The organism is Pelagibius sp. CAU 1746 (genome assembly GCF_039839785.1).
GTDB lineage: Bacteria > Pseudomonadota > Alphaproteobacteria > Kiloniellales > Kiloniellaceae > Pelagibius.
This window is the reverse complement of the sequence record NZ_JBDOQT010000001.1, coordinates 2,095,182-2,116,809: the sequence shown is the minus strand read 5'-3', so window position 1 is coordinate 2,116,809 and position 21,628 is coordinate 2,095,182. Positions and strand designations below refer to the sequence as shown.

The following is a 21,628-nucleotide window of genomic DNA, read 5'->3' as shown; positions in this document are numbered from 1 at the left end:
CAGTTGCACGGTTCAAAAGATCGCGCCAAGATACTGATAGGGATGCAACAAATAAAGGCATAACGAACGGTAAGCCCCTATAGGCGAATGAGGGGAAGAACATCCGGAGTTGAACCATGTTTTTCCAGAAGCTTCTGCAGAAGGTCATTAAGTCCGGTAATCTGCGCATCATCGACGCCAGCGGTAAGGCCCACGACTGCGGCGACGGCACGGGGCCGCGCTGCACGATGCAAATTCACAAGCGCCACCTCGAGTACAAGCTGGTCTTGAATCCCCCGCTCTTTCTCGGCGAAGCCTACATGAACGGAGGAGTCGACCTCACGGAAGGCACCCTGCGTGACTTCATCGGCCAGCTCGCGCGCAACTACCATCATCTCGAAAATAACAAGCTGGTGAAGTTCGGCTTCGCGCTGGGCGGCCACGTCCGCCGCATGAAGCAGTACAACCCCATCGGCAAGGCCCGGAAGAACGTGGCCCACCACTACGACCTCTCGGGCCAGCTCTACGACCTCTTCCTGGACGCCGACCGCCAGTACTCCTGCGCCTACTTCCGCAACGGCGACGAGACCCTGGAGCAGGCCCAGACCGACAAGAAGCGCCACCTCGCCGCCAAGCTGCTGTTCGACCGTCCGGACATGAAGCTGCTGGACATCGGCTCCGGCTGGGGCGGGCTGGGCCTCTACCTGGCCCAGGCCGGCGACTGCGAGGTGACCGGCGTCACCCTCTCGACCGAACAGCACAAGGTCAGCCAGGAACGCGCCAAGATGGCCGGATTGGACGACCGGGTACAGTTCCACCTGCGCGACTACCGCGAGGACTCCAACAAATACGACCGCATCGTCTCGGTCGGCATGTTCGAGCACGTCGGCAAGAGGAACTACCGCGAGTTCTTCGAGAAGGTGAAGGACCTGCTGGAGGACGACGGCATCTTCGTCCTGCACTCGGTCGGCCGCGTGAACGAGCCGGGCCCGGTCAATCCCTTCATCCGCAAGTATATCTTCCCCGGCACCGACGTTCCGACCCTGGGCGAGGTGCTGCCGGCGATCGAAGACGCCATGATGATCGTCACCGACGTGGAAGTCCTGCGTATCCACTACGCCGAGACCTTGCGCATCTGGGAAGAGCGCTTTCAGGCCAACCGCGACAAGATCAAGGAACTCTACGACGAGCGCTTCTGCCGCATGTGGGAGACTTACCTGATCGGTTGCGAGATGGGCTTCCGCTATCAGGGGCTCATGGTGTTCCAGATCCAGATCGCCAAGAAGATCGACGCCGTGCCGCTGACGCGGGACTACATCTACGAGTGGGAACACAAGCGCGCCGAGGAGGCCAGCCAGGCGGCGGAGTAATCCGCCTCCTGCGGACAAAGGAAGGGGCCGGTCCCGCCAAGCGCTCGGAGGGACCGGCCCCTTTCTTCGTTTTCGCTGTCCGTCACCCTCGGGCTTGTCCCGAGAGTCCAGGAGCAAACGCTCTACTACCCGCCCTGGATGCTCGGAACAAGTCCGAGCATGACACGGGGCGCGTGGATCACACGCCGCCCATGCAGAGGTACTTGACCTCCAGGAACTCGTCGATGCCGTACTTGGAGCCTTCGCGGCCGATGCCCGACTCCTTGACGCCGCCGAAGGGGGCGACCTCGGTGGAAATGAGGCCGGTGTTGATGCCCACCATGCCGGTCTCCAGCGCCTCGCCGACCCGCCAGATGCGGCCCATGTCGCGGGCATAGAAGTAGGAGGCCAGACCGAACTCGGTGTCGTTGGCCAGTGCCACACCCTCTTCCTCGGTCTTAAAGCGGAACAGCGGCGCCACCGGACCGAAGGTTTCCTCGCGGGTCACCTTCATCTGCGTGGTCACGTCGGTCAGCACCGTCGGCTGGTAGAAGGTGCCGCCGCGCTCGTGCCGGGCGCCGCCCAAAGCGATCTTGGCGCCCTTGGCGGTGGCGTCGGCCACATGCTCCTCGACCTTCTCCAGGGCCGCCACGTCGATCAGCGGGCCCTGGCTGACGCCGTCTTCCAGCCCCGGGCCGACTTTCAGCTTCTTCACCGCCTCGGCAAGCTTGGCGGCGAACTCGTCGTAGACGCCTTCCTGCACCAGAATGCGGTTGGCACAGACGCAGGTCTGGCCGGTGTTGCGGAACTTGGAGATGATGGCGCCCTCGACCGCGGCGTCCAGGTCGGCGTCGTCGAAGACCAGGAAAGGCGCATTGCCGCCCAGTTCGAGAGAGACCTTCTTGATGGTGGAGGCGCACTGCTGCATCAGCAGCTTGCCGACCTCGGTCGAGCCGGTGAAGGATAGCTTGCGCACGACCGGGCTGTGGGTCATCTCGCCGCCGATCTCGCTGGCCGAGCCGGTCAGGATGTTGACGATGCCCGCCGGGATGCCCGCGCGCTCGGCCAACTCGGCCAGGGCGAAGGCCGAATACGGCGTCTGGGTCGCCGGTTTGATGACCACAGGGCAGCCGGCGGCCAGGGCCGGGGCGCACTTGCGGGTGATCATGGCGTTGGGGAAGTTCCACGGCGTAATCGCCGCCACCACGCCGACCGGCTGCTTGACCACGACAATGCGCTTGTCGGGCTGGTGCTGCGGGATGGTGTCGCCGTAGATGCGTTTGGCCTCTTCAGCGAACCACTCGATGAAGCTGGCACCGTAGACCACTTCGCCCTTGGCCTCCGTCAACGGCTTACCCTGTTCCAGGGTCATCAGCCGCGCCAGATCCTCCTGGTTTTCCAGGATCAGGTCGTACCACTTGCGCAGGATGTTGGCGCGCTCCTTGGCCAGCAGGCCGCGCCACGCCGGCCAGGCCTTCTCCGCCGCCTCGATGGCGCGCCGGGTCTCGGCGGCGCCCATCTTGGGGACGGTGCCCAGCACCTCGCCGCTCGCCGGGTTGGTGACTTCGATCACCGCCCCGCTGTCGGCGTCGGCCCAGCGGCCATCGATGTAGCACTGTTCCCGGAACAGCCGGGGATCGGAGAGTTGTGGCGTGGCTGTCGTAATTTTCTGCGCTTGCGCGGTCATTTAGGGTCCTCCACTGTGGTCGGCAAGGATACCGACATTGTCAGATCTCGGCTGCGAGTATAGACCTGTCAGGCGAAGCGGCGAAAGGCCAGCCGCCGCCCATTCATGGGGACAGGCGCCCCCGGCCTGGCTGCCGCCCGCGGCCGCGTCCCGCAACCCGGAGACCCTTCATGGCCCAGCGCTCAGCTCTTCTCACGGCCACCGTCCTGGCGGCAGCCTGTCTCTGGCCGACCGGTCCGCAAGCGGCGGATTCGACCCGCTGCGCCGGCGAGGTCGGTCGGCATCTAGAGGAGCTTCCCCTGGCCGACGGCGAGGTCAAGAGCGTCCGCATCATCGAGCGGGTGAACATCGCCGACGACTTCGGGCCGGAGATCTTCGGCGTCGACGCCTGGGTACGCCTCAACTCCTGCAGCGGCTGGCTGGTCATCAACATGACCGCCAAGTGCTACGTCCGCCAGAGCTACACGCGCGGCGACTGCCGGGTCGAGGGCTTGTCAAATTTCTGAGCGGCCTACATTTTGCTTTAATCGTCCTTTCCTGAGACTTCCAGGAGCCCCGTCGATGCGATGGCTGCCGCTCGCCTTGTCCGCCCTTACCCTGCTCAGCGCGCCCGCCGAGGCCCTCGACTGCAGCCGCAAGGCGCAGGACGAATTAACGCGCCTGGAACTGGGCGAGGATGACATCCGCAGCATCCGCTACGTTCGAAAATACAACCCGAACGAAAACGGCCCGGACGTTCTGGGAGTGCGCGCCTGGGTGCGCCTCAAGGCCTGCGACAGCGGCTATCTGGTGATCGACATGACGCGTACCTGCTTCGTGCGTCAGAGCTACACCCGCGGCGACTGCCGCCTGGAAGACGTGACCGCCTACTGAGACCTGCCGGCCACCTTCCTCCTGCCATGCCATTTTCGCATCCCAGGGTCGCATGGCCTTGGGAAATGTCTCGTGCGGCATATCTGCTGGTTATGGAACACCCGCAGGAGCATTTCGCCATGATTGCGCAGCTTACCCGTCCTGCCGCCGCCCTCGCAGTGGCCCTTGCCCTCCCCCTCGCCGTCTCTACCATCGTCACGGCGGGCCCCGCCACCGCCGCCGCGCTTTGCCAGCCGCAGATCGACCGGACCCTGCAGGATCTCTCCGTACCGCAGTCGGAGGTGAAGTCCGTGAAGGTCGTGCGGCGTTCCGGCGGCGCACGCTCCGCCTCGAACTATCGGCTGGATGCCTGGATCGGGCTCGAGTCCTGCAGCAGCGGTCACCTGGTCATTGACATGACGCGCAACTGCGTCGTCCAGCAGTCCTACACGACCGGCGACTGCAGCCTGCCCGGTCTGCCCCAGCGCTAGACGCCGGAAGTTTCCACCGCGCGCCGGCGCCGCGTCACGCCGAACGGAGCAGGTCGCCCGCCTCGCGCTGTTGTGCCGGCAGAGCGATGGTCACCGTCGTGCCCTCACCCAGCACCGACTGCAGCGAGATCGTGCCCCGCTGCAGCTCGATGAAGCGCTTGGCCAGAGTCAATCCCAGGCCGGCGCCCTCATGCGACCGGTCCAATCCACGATCGGCCTGGGTAAAGGCATCGAAGCAGGAGTCGATCCGCTCTGCCTCGATGCCGATGCCGTTGTCGGCGACGGTGATGACGATGCCGTCTCCCGGCCGGTCCGTCAGCGTGAGGTCGACCCGCCCGCGCGCCGGCGTGAACTTCACCGCGTTCGAGAGAACATGGGCGAGGGCCAGCCCCAGGAGTCGCTCGTCGCCCTTGAAGCGCAACGCCGCGTCCGGCAGTACGACTTCCAGATGCTGCCCCTTCTCGGCGACCCGGGGCGACAGGCGCGAGGCCACCCGGCGGCAGAGCTCCGCCAGGTCGAAGTCCTGCTCCCGCACAATCAGGTCGTCGATCTCGACGCGTGAGAATTCCAGAACATCGGAAACCGTGTGGTAGAGCCGCTGGCCGCTCTCGCGGATGTCCTTGGCATAGGCCAGATACTGCGGCTTGCCGATCGGTCCCAGCATCTCCTGCTCCATGATCTCGGCGAAACCGATGATGGCGTTGAGCGGCGTCTTAAGTTCGTGGCTCATGTTGGCCAGGAACTCGGTCTTGCTCTGGTTGGCCATCTCCGCGTCGGTCTTGGCGCGCCGCAGCTCGCGCTCACGAGTCAGCAGCCGGCGCTCGGCCTTCACCCGCCGGTCGATGTCGCGCACCAGCAGAACGAAGACGCTCTCGCCGTCCTCGGTCAGCTCGCCGACCGTCAGATCGGCATAGAACAGCTCTCCGTTGCTGCGCCGGCAAACCAGGCGGCGCGGCCGCCCGGCGCTCCTGATCCGCCGCAGGGCTTCGGCGAGGCTCTGCCGGGCAATCGCGTTCGGCCGGGCCAGGAATTCGGAGAGGGAGCGCCCCTCGGCCCGGCCGGGGGTCCAACCGAACATACGGCTGGCGGCCTGGTTGATGGAGCGGATGTTGCCTTCGGCATCGGCGGTGACCAGCGCGTCGAATGCGTTCTGCGCCACAGCGCCCATCAGCCTCTCCGAGCGGTTGCGGGCCAGGGTCTCGGAGACGAGGCTGGCCGCGACGGAGCGAAAACGCATCAGGAATGACAGCGCACCGGCACCGAAGGAAGCCAGGGTGAAGGGCACGAGATCCAGCACCAGCGGCACCGCCGCCTGCAGCGTCACCGCCCCGCCCCACAGCACGGCGTTTGCGCCGCAGATGATGATGAAATTGGTGCCGTAGCTGCGGTTCCTGGTCAGGAAAGCCAGCAGCAGCACAAAGGCGGAGACCGAGACCACAAGGAACCAGAGCGGCGGTCGCTGGAGCGCCCGCTCCAGCATCAGGGACTGCAGCGCCAGCATCTGCACGATGACGCCTGGCATTACGCGGTGATTGGGGACCGCGAGAATGTCCCCCAGTTCGATGGCCGTGGCGCCGACATAGACCGGGCGCCCGGTGAAGGTATCCGCCGCGACATTGCCGCTGGCGACGTCGAAGTAGGAAAGGCGTGTAATGCTGGAGGCATCAATGCCGAAATCGATAAGGAAACTCCGTCGCGCGGCCGTCTGCGGCTGCAGCATGGCGGCGGCCACGCTCGGCAGCCTGCTGCCGCGCCAGGGGAGCGACATCTGGACTTCGCGCACCAAGCCGTCCCTGGAGGGAACGAGGTTGGCGGAGACAAGCCGTCCCTGCGCGGCGAAGCGGGGCAACGGCGCCGTATCGATGTAAGCCTGGTCCGTCGCGCTCCACTGCCGGAATGCCGCAAGCAGCGTTTTCCCGGCGCGGCGTGCCAGGGCGCCCTCCAGGGCGGCGTCTTCCGCCTCTGCGCTGGGGAGGCTGAAATCGATATCGAGAAAGACATCGCCGGCACCGGCCGCCGTGAGCCGGTCGAGCAGCAGCGCGTGCAGCGACCGCGGCCAGGGCCAGTGCCCGATAGCGTTGACCGATTGAGGGTCGATCTCGATGACGATCGGCAGGGGATGCGCCGGCCGCTCGACCAGACGCATCCTGAGATCGATCAGGGGCCGCTCGAGAGGTTCCAGGGCGCCTCCGCCAAGAGCGGCAAAAGTCACCAGGCAAGCCAGGAGGCAGGCGGCACAGCGCCTGGTGGAGACGCTCATTCAGTCCCCAGGTTACTTGTCCTGGCCCCTGCCATTGTCGCGGCCTTTGTCACCGCCATTGCCACCACCGTTGCCGCCGCCTTTGTCGCCGCCGTTGCCGCCGCCTTTGTCGCCGCCGTTGCCGCCGCCATTGCCGCCGCCGTTGCCGCCGCCGTTGCCGCCGCCATTGCCGCCACCGTTGCCGCCGCCATTGCCGCCACCGTTGCCGCCGCCATTTCCGCCACCGTTGCCGCCGCCATTGCCGCCACTATTGCCGCCGCCGTTACCGCCACTATTGCCGCCGCCGTTACCGCCGGCATTGCCGCGCGCATCGCCGGACTTACCGGGTGCGCTGGAACTGCCGGACGCGCTCGGCTTGGCGGAGTTCTTCGCACCGGACTTGCCGGGCGACGTGGCGCCTACGTCGACACCGGGCGCTCCGCTCGACGCCCGCGCCGTTTGGCCGGGCGTCACATCCACGGAAGTCCCGCCACCGCGCCTGTCGGACACGCCGACCCGGCCTTCCTGCACGGCGACGCTGGTTTCCTCAGCCTCGATGTCGACATCGAACTTGGTGCCCTTCACAACGGCCACGACATAAGGCGTGTGAACCGAGAAAGTGCCCGCCGGGCGCTTCTCGACGGTATAGGTCGCGCTGCCGGAGGTTTGATCGATCTCCATCCTGCCAAAGGTCGACCGGCGGGCTGCCACCACCAGGGAGGTATTGGCCCGCAGTTCGATACGGTCCAGGCCCTTGGCGACCACGGCCGCACCCGTCCCACCGGTTCGCAGCTCCGCGCCGTCCGGCACGCGGCTCTCGAGGGTCAGTTCCGCCCAGTCGCCGCTGCCCGCGGCGGCGCGCCATTCCGCCCTGCCGCTGGTGGCAAGGACCGACCATTCGGCGCTCGAGGAGGCCGGGTCGGGCCGCAGCATCAGCGCCGCGGCAGCGGCCATAAGGAGCACGCCGGCCGAAACAATGACCTGGCGGCGAAGATCCGACACTGCAAGCTTGGTCGAAAATGCCATGGTTCCATCTCCTGGAGATCCCGGACCGCCCTCGCTCCGACAAAGTGCTGACGAAGCCGGCGGGCCGTTAGCCGGGCATACCTGTCCCGGCGCGCCCTTCCTGAAAAGGTCGCATAGTTTTAGGAAATGAAGATGAACGACTCTTTACCCCACACTACCTATTGGAGAAAATCCCCGCGGCAGGCGCTCAAGACCGTTCACCAATTAAGGCCTTGATTAAGAGCGTAGAATCCAGGAAATCCGCGAAAAAAGCCGCTGAGCCACAAAGAAAAACTCTCCGCGGGGGCGAATTAGGCGGCTACTCATCGCGCGTGGGCAACTTTAGCGTACAAACGAGTCCTATTCGACCGTCACCGCCTTGGCCAGGTTGCGCGGCTGGTCCACGTCGGTGCCCTTGAGCACAGCCGTATGATAGGCCAGAAGCTGCACCGGCAGGCTGTAGAGGATCGGCGCAACGAAGGGATCGACCGCCGGCAATTCGACCACGTGGGCCGCCTGGTCGCCCGCCCGGGCGATGCCCTCGGCATCGGACAGCAGGATCACCTTGCCGCCGCGGGCGGTCACCTCCTGCACGTTGGCCGCCGTCTTTTCGAACAGCGGGCCGGCCGGTGCGCAGACCACGATGGGCACGTCCTCGTCGATGAGGGCGATAGGGCCGTGCTTCATCTCGCCAGCGGCATAGCCCTCGGCGTGGATATAGCTGATCTCCTTCAGCTTCAGGGCGCCTTCCAGGGCGATGGGATAGAGGGCGCCGCGGCCAAGATAGAGGACGTCGCGCGCCTCCATGATGTCGACCGCGATGGCGCGGATCGCGGCGTCATGGTTCATCACCTCGGAGACCCGGGCCGGCACTTCCATCAGCGCCTGCGACAGGGCCGCTTCACGCGCGGCGTCGATCGCGCCGCGCGCCCGCGCCGTGGCCAGCGCCAGGCAGGCCAGCACCGTCAGCTGGGTGGTGAAGGCCTTGGTCGAGGCGACGCCGATCTCCGGACCCGCCAGGGTTTGCAGGATCGCGTCGGACTCGCGGGCGATGGCGCTCTCGGCCACGTTGACCAGCGACAGGATCTTCTGGCCGCAGCGCTTGGCGTAGCGCAGCGCCTCCAGGGTGTCGATGGTCTCGCCCGACTGGGAGATGAAGAGGCTGACTCCCTTGTCCGGCATCGGCGCCTCGCGGTAGCGGAACTCCGAGGCAATGTCGACCTCCACCGGCTGGCGGGCGATCTGCTCGAACCAGTACTTGGCCACCATGCCGGCGTAATAGGCGGTGCCGCAGGCCGAGATGGTCAGGCGCGAGATATCCGAAAGGTCGATCCCCAGCTCCGGCAGTTCCACGTTGCGGTTCAGCGGATTGAGGAAGGTCCGCAGCGTGTCGCCGATGACCGCAGGCTGCTCGAAGATCTCCTTCTGCATGAAGTGACGGTATTCGCCCTTGCCGATCATGGCGCCCGAGAGAGCGGTCTGCTTCACCTCCCGCTCGACCGGGCGATCCTCGGCGTCGTGCACCTGGGCGCCCCCCTTCGTCAGCTCGACCCAGTCGCCCTCCTCCAGGTAGCAGATGCGGTCGGTCAAGGGCGCCAGCGCCAGGGCGTCGGAGCCCAGGTACATCTCGCCGTCGCCATAGCCCACGGCCAGGGGAGAGCCGCGCCGGGCGCCGATCATCAGGTCGTGCCGCCCGGCGAAGACGATGGCCAGCGCGAAGGCGCCTTCCAGGCGCTTCAAGGTGGCCGCAACCGCCTGCTGCGGCGTCATCTGCTGGTCCAGGAAGTCGGAGATCAGGTGGACCACCGTCTCGGTGTCGGTTTCAGTCTCGAAGCGGTGGCCGGCGGCTTCCAGCTCGCCGCGCAGCTCCTTGAAATTCTCGATGATGCCGTTGTGCACCAGGGCGACGCGTTCGTTGGCGTGGGGATGAGCGTTGATCTCGGTCGGCCGGCCATGCGTCGCCCAGCGGGTGTGGCCGATGCCGATGGTGCCGTCGACCGGTTGACGCTCGACCACGGCGGCGAGGTTGGAAAGCTTGCCCTCGGCCCGGCGGCGGTCGATCGAGCCGTTCATCAGCGTCGCGATGCCGGCGGAATCATAGCCCCGGTATTCCAGCCGCTTCAGCCCGTCGAGAAGCAGGGGCGCGACCGGCGCTTCGCCGATGATGCCGATGATGCCGCACATAGAGCCTGGATCCTTTCCTTGCGAGAACGCTGTTTAAGACGGCTTGCGCCTGGAACTCTTCCCAGCCGGCTTGGCCGCAGCCTCCTTGGCGGCCTGGCGCTCGTCACGGAAGCGCGCGGCCGAGCCTTCGCGGATGCGCTGCTCGCTGCGCTCGACAGCCAGGGCGTCGGCGGGAACATCCTCGGTGATGGTGCTGCCCGCGGCGACCAGCGCACCCTCACCCACGCTGACCGGCGCGACCAGCGCCGTGTTCGACCCGATGAACGCCTTGGCGCCGATCACCGTGCGGTGCTTCAGGAAGCCGTCGTAGTTGCAGGTGATAGTGCCGGCGCCGACGTTGGCCGCCGCCCCCACCGAGGCGTCTCCCAGATAGGTCAGATGGTTGGCCTTGGCGCCCTCGCCCAGCTCGGCGTTCTTGATCTCGACGAAATTACCGACATGAGCGGCGCGGCCCAGTTTCGCCCCGGGGCGCAGCCGCGCAAAGGGGCCCAGGATCACGTCATCGCCGACCTCGGCGCCTTCCAGGTGGCAGAAGCTGCGGATCTCGACCCGGTCGCCGACGGTGACGCCCGGACCGAAGAAGACCGAGGGCTGCACCGTGACGTCACGGCCCAGGCGGGTGTCGGCGGAGAGCCAGACCGTCTCCGGGTCGACCAGGGTCGCGCCTTCGGCCATGACGCGCCGGCGCAGACGCTGCTGCATGACCTTTTCCACCAGCGCCAGGTCGGCGCGAGAATTGACGCCCAGAACCTCCTCGGCCGGGCACTCGACCACACCGGCGGGCCGCCCCTCGGCATGGGCCAGGCCGAAGATGTCGGTCAGATAGTATTCGCCCTGGGCGTTGTGGCTGCCGAGGCGCTCGATGAGGTCGAAGAGGCGGCGCGCCTCGCCCAGGACAATGCCGGCGTTGCAGAGGCCGATCTGGCGCTGCGCGGTATCGGCGTCCGCGAATTCGACGATTTTCTCGATGCGGGCCGCCTCACCTGCCTTGGCGTCATCCAGGATCACCCGGCCGTAAGCCGCCGGGTCGGCCGGCCGGAAAGCCAGGCCGACAAGGTCCGGCGCCTGCGGTGCAGCGCGCGCGGCGGCCAGGCGCTGCAGCGTTTCGCTGGTCACAAGCGGGCTGTCGCCGAACAGCACCAGCAGGTCGGCACCGGCATCGGCCGCCGCCTTCAGGGTTTCTCGGGCAGCGTCAACGGCATTACCGGTGCCCAGGGGCTGCACCTGCACGGCACAGCGGCAGGGTGCTGCGGCGGCGGCCACGTCGTCCATTCCAGGCGCGATCACCACCACCGTCTCGGCCGGCGCCAAGGGCTCCACCGCGGTCAGCACGTGGCGCAGCATCGGCTGGCCGGCGACCGGATGCAGAACCTTGGCCAGGTCGGATTTCATGCGGCTGCCTTTCCCGGCGGCCAGGACAACGACGGCAAGCTTGCGATCGGACATAATCTGGTCAGAAGATCTCTACGTAGAAGGGACCTGGGAAGTATGCCTGCACAGTAAAACGATAATCGACTCGCCGCCCCGAACGGTGCGGACTTTGCCACAGCGCAAATTTTCCCATCAAATCAACAATTGTTGCTGGTTATTACAACCTGCCACGCGAAGAGACAACAAGTCCGCTCTGCGGCCAGGGAGGCAAAGGCGAAAAGGCGGAAGCGGGATCCGCCCCTCCGAAACCGGAAAGAGAAAGAGGCGGGTACCGCTGGGTACCCGCCTCCAACTGCTTTGCACCAGTAAAGCCGAAATCGCGTCGTCAGTTCTCAGCGATGCGCCAGGCCGTTCCGGTAGGAACCACCGGTCGCACGGGAGACCGCAGCAAGCCGGCTCGCCGTCGACGGACGCGAAGATGCAAGGCGGGCAGCAATCAGGCGACGCGTCGCAATGGCCTTACGCGAAGGCGTCTTGCGGGCGGTCGTCCGACGGGCCGCCGTCTTGCGAGCGGCACTCTTGCGAGCAGCCGTCTTGCGGGCCGTGGTCTTGCGGGCCGGGCTCTTGCGAGCCGCGGTCTTACGGGTCACGCGCTTCTTGGCGGCCGTCTTGCGAGCCGGGCTCTTGCGAGCAGCCGTCTTGCGGGCGGTCGTCTTGCGCGCCGTCGTCTTACGGGTCACGCGCTTCTTGGCGGCCGTCTTGCGAGCCGGGCTCTTGCGAGCAGCCGTCTTGCGGGCGGTCGTCTTGCGCGCAGCCGTCTTACGGGTCACGCGCTTCTTGGCGGCCGTCTTGCGAGCCGGGCTCTTGCGAGCAGCCGTCTTGCGGGCGGTCGTCTTGCGCGCAGCCGTCTTACGGGTCACGCGCTTCTTGGCGGCCGTCTTGCGAGCCGGGCTCTTGCGAGCAGCCGTCTTGCGGGCGGTCGTCTTGCGCGCCGTCGTCTTACGAGCGGTCGTCTTCTTGGCGGCCGTCTTGCGAGCAACCGTCTTGCGGGCGGTCGTCTTACGCGCCGTCGTCTTACGAGCGGTCGTCTTCTTGGCGGCCGTCTTGCGAGCCGGGCTCTTACGAGCAGCCGTCTTGCGGGCGGTCGTCTTGCGCGCCGTCGTCTTACGAGCGGTCGTCTTCTTGGCGGCCGTCTTGCGAGCCGGGCTCTTACGAGCAGCCGTCTTGCGGGCGGTCGTCTTGCGCGCCGTCGTCTTACGAGCGGTGGTCTTCTTCTTGGCAGCCGTCTTCCGAGCCGGGCTCTTGCGAGCCGTCGTCTTCCGAGCCGTGGTCTTGCGAGCCGTGGTCTTGCGAGCCGTGGTCCGCCGGGCCGTGGTCTTCCGGGCAGCCGTCTTGCGAGCCGTCGTCTTACGGCGCGCGGTGGTCTTCTTTGCGGTCTTGCGAACCGCCTTAGTACCAGACTTCCGGGAAGCCTGTTTGCTAGCGATAGCCATTGCTATTTCCTCGTCTAACTCCATAAACCCATTTGGATTTCGGCTAATGGCAAACGGTTATTATCCCGATTCAATTAATAAACGATTACCATTCCAGGTATCGACGAGACGCCTGATAGTACCGATTATTCCCAACTTATCTTGAATGCAGAGCAATGACTGTGATCATTTAGAGTCACTATAATATCATGTTTTTATTGGATAAAAAATTCAACCAGTGGTGCGATACAGCGGCGATTCAACGATCTCGGGGCCTTCTCTCGGCAAGGTTTCGGTCTACCACTTCATAGGGATTATTGGCCGCTGCATCAGTCAGGACATGGCCGGGGAGAGATTGTTTCTTGATTGTAACGAGGTAAGTCTTCGGCACTGCGAAAGAGCCGGATTTCCGGGCTTTTCAAGACCGCAAGCGGAGGGGGAGGCCGCGCTTGACAGGCCGGAGCGCCTGTCCTAAATCACGCTTCCCTTTTGCCAAAGCCCCCTTTCGGGCGTCGGCGACGGGCGATTAGCTCAGCGGGAGAGCGCTCCCTTCACACGGGAGAGGTCACTGGTTCAATCCCAGTATCGCCCACCATTCCCAGCAAAACGGCGATTTTTTCGACTTTGGTCGCTGGTTGCCCGCAACGGCGCCGGTCTCGGCGGCAGCCGGCCAGTCCCGATCTCTCCATCAGGCCGATTTGGCGGCCGGCGGGGTTTCTGCGGGCGCGTTGCCGTTGTCGGCCTCGGGAAGCTGCACCTGTCCCCTTTGCCGTGCAAGCCGGACCAGGCGCAAACGCAGCACCTCTTCCAGGCTGCGCAGCGGGCGCCGCAGGTAGGGGCTGACAATATCCTCGTCCCCCATGACCTTCAGCTACGTCGATGTTGTCGGTGGAGTGTCATGCGGAAATCCGCACTCGGTCACGCTTGAGCGGCCTCAGCCCTCGCGCCAGGCGGCAGTGGACTTGCAGCGCTTGCAGATCCGCTCGCCCGGCCAGGAGCTCTCAAAGCGGTCGCGGCACATGAGGCAGCGCCTGACTTTGGAATCCTCAGGCTCAACGGGGCCCGGCTTGCTGAGGGTAGCTTGCTTCATGCATGTTAGATAGGCCGCGATTCAAGATATTCAAGGGGTTAAGCCCACACATGGCACAATCCAAATACGACTCACGCGGGCATTTTTAAGCCTCCAACCCACCTGTCGGTCTGCGATCGCTTAGGCCGTCCGCGGGGTGGCGCCGCGGGCGAAACCGCCGGAAAGCCCGAAGAAAGGCCTGAGGGCAGTGCCGAGATAGCTGCCGCCCAGCGCCGCGGCGAACCACAGCCAGCCGTGCAGGCTGCCGGAGGCGATCCCGCTGAAATAGGCGCCGACGTTGCACCCGAAGGCCAGGCGGGCGCCATAGCCCATGAGCAGACCGCCCAGAGCCGCCGCCAGCACCCGGCCCCAGGGCAGGCGCCAGGCCGGATTGAAGCGCCCGGCCAGGCCCGCGGCCAGGAAGGCGCCGGCCAGCACGCCGAAGTTCATCACCGAGGTCGTGTCGGCGAAGACCGAGCCGGCCAGCGCCCTGCTGGGGAAAGGCCAGGTCCAGAAGGCATAGGCCGAGAGGTCGACGCCCGCCGCGGCGGCCAGCTTGCCGCCCCACAAGGTGTAGCCGAAGCTGATGGTCCAGGGATGACCGGCGGAGACCAGGGTGACGGCGTTGAGCACCGCCAGGGCCACCGCCCCCCAGACCAGCGGCCAGGGCCCGCTGACCAGCCGCTGCGCCAGCGGGCCGCCGGACGCCGTGCTGGCCGCCGCAAAATAAGGGTGGCGCCGCCGCTCGATGACCAGCGTCGCCCCGGCGATGGCCGCGAAGACGGCGAGCTGTGCGGCCAGCGCCGGCCACAGCCCCCAGGCCTTGAGGATCGAGATGCTGCCCAGGCTCGGCGCGCCGAGCCACCAGGGCAGATGCGCCGCGCCGACGACCGAGCCCACCATGAAGAAGATCAGGGTGAAGACCATGGCGGTGGAGCCGCCGCCCACGGTGTAGAGCGTGCCCGAGGCGCAGCCGCCGGCGAGCTGCATGCCGACGCCGAAGAGCCCCGCCCCGACCAGAACGGAGATTCCCAGCGGCGCCACGGCCCCGCCGACATCGACGCCGATTGCCGGGCCCTCGGCGATCAGGGGGAAGAACAGCAGCGTGGCCAGGCCCAGCATCAGCATCTGGGCGCGCAGCCCCTCGCCCCGCCCCTCGGTCAAGAAGACCCGCCAGGCCGAGGCGAAGCCGAAGGCGGCGTGGTAGAGCACCAGGCCCAGCGCCCCGCCCAGCAGGTAGAGGCCGGCCATCTTCTGGCCTTCGGCGCCGAAAATGTAGAGTGCGCCGCCGGACAGCAGCAGCAGGGCTGGGATCGTCACCCGCCAATCGGGCCGCCGGGTCTGAGAGGAAACGGACGGAGTCATCGCTGGGCGTTCTCTGTTGAGCATCCTGGTAACAGATAAAAGCGCCGCGGCGCCCGTCTGTCGAGGCGGACGCACGGCATCGTGAGCGGCCTTGACCGGCGCGCGCTTTATCCGGCGCGCGCGTTATTCGGTGACGGGCGTGCCCTGCTGCACCGGCAGCGCCGCCTGGGCGGACCAGTCGACCATGGAGCCGTCGTAGACCCGCGCGTTCTTCTGGCCCAGGATCTCGCTCTGGGCAAACCAGCCGAGCGCCGCCCAATGGCCGGTGTTGCAGAACATGATGGAGCCGGCGCCTTCGCCGTCCGGCGACAGGCCGGCGCGCTGCAGCAGGTCGCCGATGCCCTCGGCCTTCACGAAATGGCCCGCCGCGTCGACGAAGCTGGAGTCCGGCACCGAGACCGCGCCGGGAATGGTGCCCGCGCGCTTGGCCCAGGTATGGCGCTTCTGGCCCAGGTAGTACTCCACCGGCCGGGCGTCGATCAGCAGACCGCCCTGCGCGCGCGCCGCCTCGACATCGGCGCGGTCGGCCAGCAGTTCGGGGCGCAGCTCGGCGGAAAAGATGTCGGGCAGCGGGTCGACCCAGCCGCTTTCCACCGGGTTGGCGGGATCGGCCGTGTAGGCGCGGTAGCCGCCATCCAAGATCGAGACCTTGTCGTGGCCCACCACCTTGAAGGTCCAGTAGACACGCGCGGCGCTGCCGGCATCGAGGGCGCCGGTGCCGGCCGAGACGATAACCACCTGACTGTCGTTGCTGATGCCCAACTCTCCGATCAGCGCCTCCAGGGTTTCCAGCCGGGGCAGTTGGGCGGGAACGCCGTCGCGCTCGGTACGCCAGCCGGCCTTCAAATAGTCGCTGTAGATGGCGCCGGGGATGTGCCCGGCCCGGTAGACCTGCTCCGAACCGCCGTCGAGCTGGTTGCGGATGTCGAGCACCACCAGGTCGTCGCGCTCAGCATTGGCACGCAGCCAGGCGACGTCGACGAGCGGCGGCGCCGCTTCCTCGGCGAGGGCGGCGCGGGGGGCCAGGACGGCGGCGGTGGTAACGGCGAGCGCGCCCAGGGCGGCAGCCGCCGCCAGGCGCCGGGTCACCAGGCGCCATTTCAGCGGCAAGAGGGCCTGCATGACGGACCTTTCTGCTCCGGGGAATATCGGCAAAAAACACTATTTCACACCGTAGATTTATATAAAATTACATTTTTATAACGTTCTTTATGCCGCTATTTTGCCTCTTGTAGAGTCACCGCACAGTCGATTGAAGGTGTAGCTTCAGGTCCGTTCGCGGCCGGGCCCGGAATTCTCGAATTAAGGTGGACGTCGGCAATTTGGAAAGCGAATGGGGGTAATGTCTCCAGCTGTCGAACCGCCCGCGTTGGAGTTGGCGCCGGGGTCCGTGCTGGTCTACGTCGGCTTGGACCTGGTTGGCGACGGCCTGATCAAGCTGCCTTTCCTGCGCGCCCTGCGCAACGCCTTCCCCCACGCGCGCATCACCTGGCTTGCCGGCAAAGGCAAATCGGCCTACGCCCACGGCCTCGCGCCGCTGGTCCGCGGCCTCCTGGACGAGGTCGTCGAAGAGGCCGACGTCGGGCGGCACTGGCACGAGGCCTTGAGCCCCGCCCTCAAGGGTACCCCTATGGAGGGGCGCCGCTTCGACCTGATCATCGACAGCCAACGCCGCGCCGGCACGACGCTGCTGCTGCGGCGCATTCCGCACGAACATTTCATTTCCGGCGCCGCCGACTATTTCTTTTCCAGCCGCCGCCCACCCAAGCCGCGCGAGAAGCCGCCGGCCATGGTGCAGCAGCTCTTGAGCCTGGTGGAACTGGCCAGCGGCCGGCCGGCCGACACTTCGGGCGAACTGCCCGGCGATCCGCGGCTCGACGCCCTGGCCACCGCCCTGCTGCCGGCCGGGCGCCGCTACATCGGCCTGGCGCCGGGGGCCGGGGGCAAGCACAAGTGCTGGCCGCTGGAACGTTATCTGGACCTCGCCGAGGCGCTGCTCCACGCCGGTAGTACGCCGGTCGTCTTCCTCGGCCCGGAGGAAAGCGACTGGGCCGCGCGGGTCGCCGAAGCGGTGCCGGCGGCACTGCTGCCGTTGCAGTCCCAGGCGGTGGAGGACGCCGGCCCCTCGCCCCTGGTCACCATCGCCCTGGCACGGCGCCTCAGCCTGGCCGTGGCCAACGATGCGGGGGTCGGTCACATGATGGCGGCGGCGAACTGTCCGCTGATTTCACTTTTCGGCCCGACGCCGCCGGAAAAATTCGCGCCGCTGGTCGCTCATGCCCGGGTGCTGCGGGCACAAGACTTCGCAGGCGATGCGGCGGGGCAGACGGACGGCGCGGCCATGGAGCACATCCCGCTTGGCGCCGTTCAGGCGGCAATCGACGATCTGCTGCGGGAAATCGAAGACGCGCAAAGCGACAAACGGCATTTGACGGGACAGGGGCCGCCCAGTCGCGGCCCGGCGGGGAGAGCCGCCTATTCGGAGGGGAAAGTTAGATGAAAATCATCACAGGCATTGCAAAGCCGCTGGGCGTGGTCGCCGCGCTCTTCCTGGTGGGGCTCGGGGGATTTGCCTGCACCGAAGTGAAGGACACCTTGGACGGCGCCGACCGGACCCTGTCCGGCGCCCTCAACACCGACGATCCGGAATTCGAAGGGCTGAGCGGCGGCGAACTGGCCGAAGCCATCTATCAGAAAGGCCTTGGACTGCGCGACCAAGGCAGGAACGAGGACGCCTTCGCCCATTTCCTCGACGCCGCCGAACGCGGCCACGGCCCCGCCGCCTACGAGACCGGCGAGGCCTACAACGCCGGGCTCGGCGTGGAGAAGGATCTCAACGCCGGAGCCAAGTGGATCAACGCCGCCGCCGCGCGGGGCGAACCGCGCGCGCAGTACGCCGTCGGCGCCGCGCTCTACAACGGCGCCGGCGTGGAGCAGGACTACGTCCGCGCCGTGCGCTACCTCGGCAATGCCGCCAGCCAGGGCCACCCCGGAGGGCAGTACCTGCTGGGCGAGTGCTACGCCAACGGCCGCGGCGTGACCAAGAACCTGTCCTGGGCCGCGCGCTGGTACGGCAAAGCCGCAGCGCAGGGCCATGCCGATGGCGCCTTCTCCTATGGTGTGGTGCAGGCCGCGGGCCTGGGGCTGCCAAAGAACCTGACCTCCGGCTATGCCTGGCTCGACATCGCCAGCAACCGCGGCCACGGCAAGGCCGGCGAGGTGCGCGCCGCCATCGCCAACAAGATGACGCCGCTGCAGATCGAGGAGGCCAAGAGCCGCGCCAGCGCCTTCCGCCCTTCGAACGAGGCCGACTTCGCCGACAAACCGACGGTGATGTACGTCCAGCACAGCCTCAACCAGCTGGGATTCAATGCGGGGCCGGTGGACGGCCTGTCGGGGCCGCGCACGCGAAACGCCATCGGCGCCTACCTGAGCAGCGTCGGCGCGGAAGGCGAAGCCGACATCACGCCCGAAGTGTTGCAGAAGATCTTCGAAGGGCAGCAGGCAGGCGCCTCTTCGGTCTGAACATCAGGACCGAAAGCGCACTAGAAAAATCGCACTAGAAAAGGTCGAGCTGCGAGGGCGCGGCGGGCAGCTCCTCCTCGCGCAGCAGTTCGGCGTCGTCCTCACGCACGGAATTCACCCGCTTGGAGACCGGCGTCAGGGTCACCGCGGCGTCCGGCAGCGGCTTCAGCAAAGCCGCCAAGGCGTCGCGTGACGCGGCCGGGTCCAGCCAGGGGCCGACTTCCTCCGGCGTCAGGATCACCGGCATACGATGATGCACCTCGGCCATCTTCGCGTTCGCCTGCGTGGTGATGAGGGCGCAGCCCCCCGCCGGCTCCCCCTGCTCCCCGGCGGTGGGTTCCCAGATCGCCGCGAAGGCGAAGGGCGCGCCGTCGGTCAGCCGGATGCAATAGGGTTGGCGATTGCCGCCCTGGCGCCATTCGTAGAACCCGTCGGCGAAGACCACGCAGCGGCGCCGGGCGAAGGCATCGCGGAAGGAGGGCTTCTCCGCCACCGTCTCGGCCCGCGCGTTGATGAGGGGCGCCCGCCCCGGTTCTCCGGGATGCCGCCCTTCCTTCGACCAGGACGGCAGCAACCCCCAGCGCATCCACACGAAATGCCGCCGCGCCTGGTCGTCGCGGATCATCGCCGCCACCGCCTGGCTGGGCGCGATGTTGTAGCGCGGCTCCAGATTCGGCTGCTCCAGGAAGCCGAAAAGCCGCTGCACCGCTTCCGGCGGCGCGGTCAGCAGGAAGCGCCCGCACATGATTCAACCCTCCCCGTATACGGCACGACGAGAGATTCTTGTGGGTAACCCGGCCCGCACCCTTGCCGCAACGGCATCAGGCGTTACTATGGTAAATGTTCTTGCTTTGTTCACGATGACAGATTCAAGGCACCCGGTATAGATTGAGACCCATATCTGGTGTGGGCGATGGGCATCAGCCCCAGATATTGTTACCGTAATTGAATACCACAGTCATCCACAGGTGGATCAAACTGTGGACGGAGGGGAAAAAAGCATGGATGGATCGGGGATTTTCGGGCGCACCACGTCGGATGAATCCGGACCGGATCTTGTGGATAACGCAAGGTCGCTAGGAAAACAAGCCGAAGCCCTCCCCCCGATTCAGACGGCCCCGGTCCAGCCCGCCAACGACGACAGCGAGGACCTCTTCGACGCCCGGGAAGTGCGCGACGAGTTCCAGAACGCGCGCGGCATCAGGGTCCACATGGACCGCAGCCGCGACGCCAACCTGACCGAGTTCGGCAAGGCGACGCTCAGCGACCGCTACCTCATGCCGGAGGAGTCCTACCAGGATCTCTTCGCCCGGGTCGCGGCCCACTATGCCGACGACAGCGCCCATGCCCAGCGGCTCTATGACTACATCTCGAAGCTGTGGTTCATGCCGGCCACGCCGGTGCTGTCCAACGGCGGCACTAACCGCGGCCTGCCGATCTCCTGCTTCCTCAACGAGGCCGGCGACAGCCTGGACGGCATCGTCGACCTGTGGAACGAGAACGTCTGGCTGGCCGCGCGCGGCGGCGGCATCGGCAGCTACTGGGGCAACCTGCGCTCCATCGGCGAGAAGGTCGGCCACAACGGCAAGACCTCCGGCATCATCCCCTTCATCCGGGTCATGGATTCCCTTACCCTGGCGATCAGCCAGGGTTCGCTACGGCGCGGCTCGGCGGCCTGTTACATCCCGATCTCCCACCCGGAGATCGAGGAATTCATCGAGCTGCGCCGACCAACCGGCGGCGATCCCAACCGCAAGGCGCTGAACCTGCACCACGGCATCGTCATCTCCGACGCCTTCATGCGCGCCGTCGAGAAGGACGAGGAATGGGGCCTGACCAGCCCCAAGGACAACGCCGTGATCCGCAAGGTGCGCGCCCGCGACCTGTGGATCCGCATCCTCACCGCCCGCATCGAGACCGGCGAGCCCTACATCATCTACGGCGACCACGTGAACCGGCAGATCCCGGAGCACCACAAGCTGGCCGGCCTCACCGTGAAGATGTCGAACCTCTGCAGCGAGATCACCCTGCCGACCGGCGTCGACCACCACGGCGTCGACCGCACCGCGGTGTGCTGCCTCTCCTCGCTGAACCTCGAGAAGTATTTCGAATGGCAGGAGGAGGAAGGCTTCATCGAGGACGTCATGCGCTTCCTCGACAACGTGCTGCAGGACTTCATCGACAAGGCGCCCGAAGGCATGGCCCGCGCCAAGTACTCGGCCCTGCGCGAGCGCTCGGTGGGCCTTGGCGTCATGGGCTTCCACTCCTTCATGCAGGCCAACCGCATTCCCCTGGAAGGCGTCATGGCCAAGGTGTGGAACAAGAAGATCTTCGCCCACATCCGCAAAGGCGCCGACGCCGCCTCGAAGAAGCTGGCCGAGGAACGCGGACCCTGCCCCGATGCCGAGGAGTTCGGCATCATGGAGCGCTTCTCCAACAAGATGGCCATCGCGCCGACCGCCTCGATCTCGATCATCTGCGGCGGCGCCTCGCCGGGCATCGAGCCCATCGCGGCCAACTCCTTCACCCACAAGACGCTGTCGGGCTCCTTCAACGTGCGCAACAAGCACCTGACCGCGCTGCTGGAGGAAAAGGGCGAGAACAACGAGGACGTCTGGACCTCCATCACCATCAACGGCGGTTCGGTGCAGCACCTGGACTTTTTGGACGACGACGACAAGGACGTCTTCAAGACCGCTTTCGAGCTGGACCAGCGCTGGCTCATCGAGCACGCCGGCGACCGCGCCGAGTTCATCTGCCAGGCGCAGTCGCTGAACGTCTTCGTGCCGGCCGACGTGCACAAGCGCGACCTGCACCAGATCCACTACCAGGCCTGGAAGAAGGGCGTAAAGAGCCTCTACTACTGCCGCTCCAAATCGATCCAGCGCGCGGAGTCGTCCCAGCCGGCGGCCGTGGCGACGACGGTGCCGCATCTCGGCAAGATCGCCTCCAAGGATCTGCCGGCCGCGGCGGAATCGACCACCGACTATGAGGAGTGTCTCGCCTGCCAGTGACAAGGCTGTCGCGGCGGCTGCAGCGG

The 21,628-nt window shown here is 66.4% G+C and carries 17 protein-coding genes and 1 tRNA gene; 8 read left to right on the top strand and 10 right to left on the bottom strand.

From position 1 onward, the window contains the following. The first annotated feature begins 116 nt into the window (after nt 1-116). On the top strand, nt 117-1,349 hold the full coding sequence (locus tag AAFN88_RS09945) for a cyclopropane-fatty-acyl-phospholipid synthase family protein (protein ID WP_347520140.1): 1,233 nt from the start codon (nt 117-119) through the stop codon (nt 1,347-1,349). A 178-nt stretch (nt 1,350-1,527) separates the two neighbouring features. On the opposite strand, the gene gabD is transcribed toward AAFN88_RS09945, so the two are convergent. Continuing rightward, on the bottom strand, nt 1,528-3,015 hold the full coding sequence (gene gabD, locus AAFN88_RS09940) for an NADP-dependent succinate-semialdehyde dehydrogenase (RefSeq protein WP_347520139.1): 1,488 nt from the start codon (nt 3,013-3,015) through the stop codon (nt 1,528-1,530). A 170-nt stretch (nt 3,016-3,185) separates the two neighbouring features. On the opposite strand from gabD, the gene AAFN88_RS09935 reads away from it, so the two are divergent. The 3 genes from AAFN88_RS09935 to AAFN88_RS09925 all read left to right on the top strand — a co-directional run bounded on the left by AAFN88_RS09935 (nt 3,186) and on the right by AAFN88_RS09925 (nt 4,358). Further along, nucleotides 3,186-3,521 carry a hypothetical protein gene (locus tag AAFN88_RS09935; RefSeq protein WP_347520138.1) on the top strand — a complete coding sequence of 112 codons (336 nt, stop codon included), beginning with the start codon at nt 3,186-3,188 and terminating at the stop codon, nt 3,519-3,521. A 55-nt stretch (nt 3,522-3,576) separates the two neighbouring features. Beyond that, a complete protein-coding gene (locus tag AAFN88_RS09930) occupies nt 3,577-3,888 on the top strand; it encodes a hypothetical protein (protein WP_347520137.1) in 312 nt (103 codons plus the stop codon). Nucleotides 3,889-4,007: 119 nt separating this feature from the next. Next, a complete protein-coding gene (locus tag AAFN88_RS09925; protein WP_347520136.1) occupies nt 4,008-4,358 on the top strand; it encodes a hypothetical protein in 351 nt (116 codons plus the stop codon). A gap of 34 nt (nt 4,359-4,392) precedes the next feature. Here the strand turns inward: AAFN88_RS09925 and AAFN88_RS09920 are convergent, their stop codons facing one another. The 5 genes from AAFN88_RS09920 to AAFN88_RS09900 form a co-directional block, all read right to left on the bottom strand. Beyond that, a complete protein-coding gene (locus tag AAFN88_RS09920) occupies nt 4,393-6,618 on the bottom strand; it encodes a CHASE2 domain-containing protein (protein ID WP_347520135.1) in 2,226 nt (741 codons plus the stop codon). A gap of 12 nt (nt 6,619-6,630) precedes the next feature. Beyond that, nucleotides 6,631-7,623: a FecR family protein gene (locus AAFN88_RS09915; RefSeq protein ID WP_347520134.1), complete on the bottom strand. Its 993-nt coding sequence runs from the start codon at nt 7,621-7,623 to the stop codon at nt 6,631-6,633. A gap of 339 nt (nt 7,624-7,962) precedes the next feature. After that, nucleotides 7,963-9,786: a glutamine--fructose-6-phosphate transaminase (isomerizing) gene (gene glmS / locus AAFN88_RS09910; RefSeq protein WP_347520133.1), complete on the bottom strand. Its 1,824-nt coding sequence runs from the start codon at nt 9,784-9,786 to the stop codon at nt 7,963-7,965. 33 nt (nt 9,787-9,819) lie between these two features. Continuing rightward, on the bottom strand, nt 9,820-11,232 hold the full coding sequence (glmU, locus tag AAFN88_RS09905; protein ID WP_347520132.1) for a bifunctional UDP-N-acetylglucosamine diphosphorylase/glucosamine-1-phosphate N-acetyltransferase GlmU: 1,413 nt from the start codon (nt 11,230-11,232) through the stop codon (nt 9,820-9,822). Nucleotides 11,233-11,549: 317 nt separating this feature from the next. Next, complete coding sequence (locus AAFN88_RS09900; RefSeq protein ID WP_347520131.1) at nt 11,550-12,650, bottom strand: histone H1-like repetitive region-containing protein; 1,101 nt, start codon at nt 12,648-12,650, stop codon at nt 11,550-11,552. A 499-nt stretch (nt 12,651-13,149) separates the two neighbouring features. On the opposite strand from AAFN88_RS09900, the gene AAFN88_RS09895 reads away from it, so the two are divergent. Continuing rightward, nucleotides 13,150-13,224 (top strand) — tRNA-Val (locus tag AAFN88_RS09895). 93 nt (nt 13,225-13,317) lie between these two features. Here the strand turns inward: AAFN88_RS09895 and AAFN88_RS09890 are convergent. The 3 genes from AAFN88_RS09890 to AAFN88_RS09880 all read right to left on the bottom strand — a co-directional run bounded on the left by AAFN88_RS09890 (nt 13,318) and on the right by AAFN88_RS09880 (nt 16,185). Continuing rightward, nucleotides 13,318-13,491: a hypothetical protein gene (locus tag AAFN88_RS09890; protein ID WP_347520130.1), complete on the bottom strand. Its 174-nt coding sequence runs from the start codon at nt 13,489-13,491 to the stop codon at nt 13,318-13,320. Between the two features lie 348 nt (nt 13,492-13,839). Continuing rightward, nucleotides 13,840-15,063 carry a YeeE/YedE family protein gene (locus AAFN88_RS09885; protein WP_347520129.1) on the bottom strand — a complete coding sequence of 408 codons (1,224 nt, stop codon included), beginning with the start codon at nt 15,061-15,063 and terminating at the stop codon, nt 13,840-13,842. A 123-nt stretch (nt 15,064-15,186) separates the two neighbouring features. After that, the gene (locus AAFN88_RS09880) at nt 15,187-16,185 is read right to left on the bottom strand and encodes a rhodanese-like domain-containing protein (protein ID WP_347520128.1); all 999 of its coding nucleotides are present in this window, start codon (nt 16,183-16,185) and stop codon (nt 15,187-15,189) included. Between the two features lie 220 nt (nt 16,186-16,405). On the opposite strand from AAFN88_RS09880, the gene AAFN88_RS09875 reads away from it, so the two are divergent. After that, nucleotides 16,406-17,563, top strand: coding sequence for a glycosyltransferase family 9 protein (locus tag AAFN88_RS09875; RefSeq protein ID WP_347520127.1), 1,158 nt, complete (start codon nt 16,406-16,408; stop codon nt 17,561-17,563). Further along, a complete protein-coding gene (locus AAFN88_RS09870) occupies nt 17,560-18,588 on the top strand; it encodes an SEL1-like repeat protein (protein ID WP_347520126.1) in 1,029 nt (342 codons plus the stop codon). Before AAFN88_RS09875 ends, AAFN88_RS09870 begins: the two co-directional genes overlap by 4 nt. 34 nt (nt 18,589-18,622) lie before the next feature. Here the strand turns inward: AAFN88_RS09870 and AAFN88_RS09865 are convergent, their stop codons facing one another. Next, nucleotides 18,623-19,333 carry an SOS response-associated peptidase gene (locus AAFN88_RS09865; RefSeq protein WP_347520125.1) on the bottom strand — a complete coding sequence of 237 codons (711 nt, stop codon included), beginning with the start codon at nt 19,331-19,333 and terminating at the stop codon, nt 18,623-18,625. Nucleotides 19,334-19,757: 424 nt separating this feature from the next. Between AAFN88_RS09865 and AAFN88_RS09860 the strand changes: the two genes are divergently transcribed. After that, nucleotides 19,758-21,602 (top strand): ribonucleoside-diphosphate reductase subunit alpha, encoded by a 1,845-nt coding sequence (locus AAFN88_RS09860; RefSeq protein ID WP_347521652.1) that lies wholly within the window; start codon nt 19,758-19,760, stop codon nt 21,600-21,602. Nucleotides 21,603-21,628 lie beyond the last annotated feature (26 nt).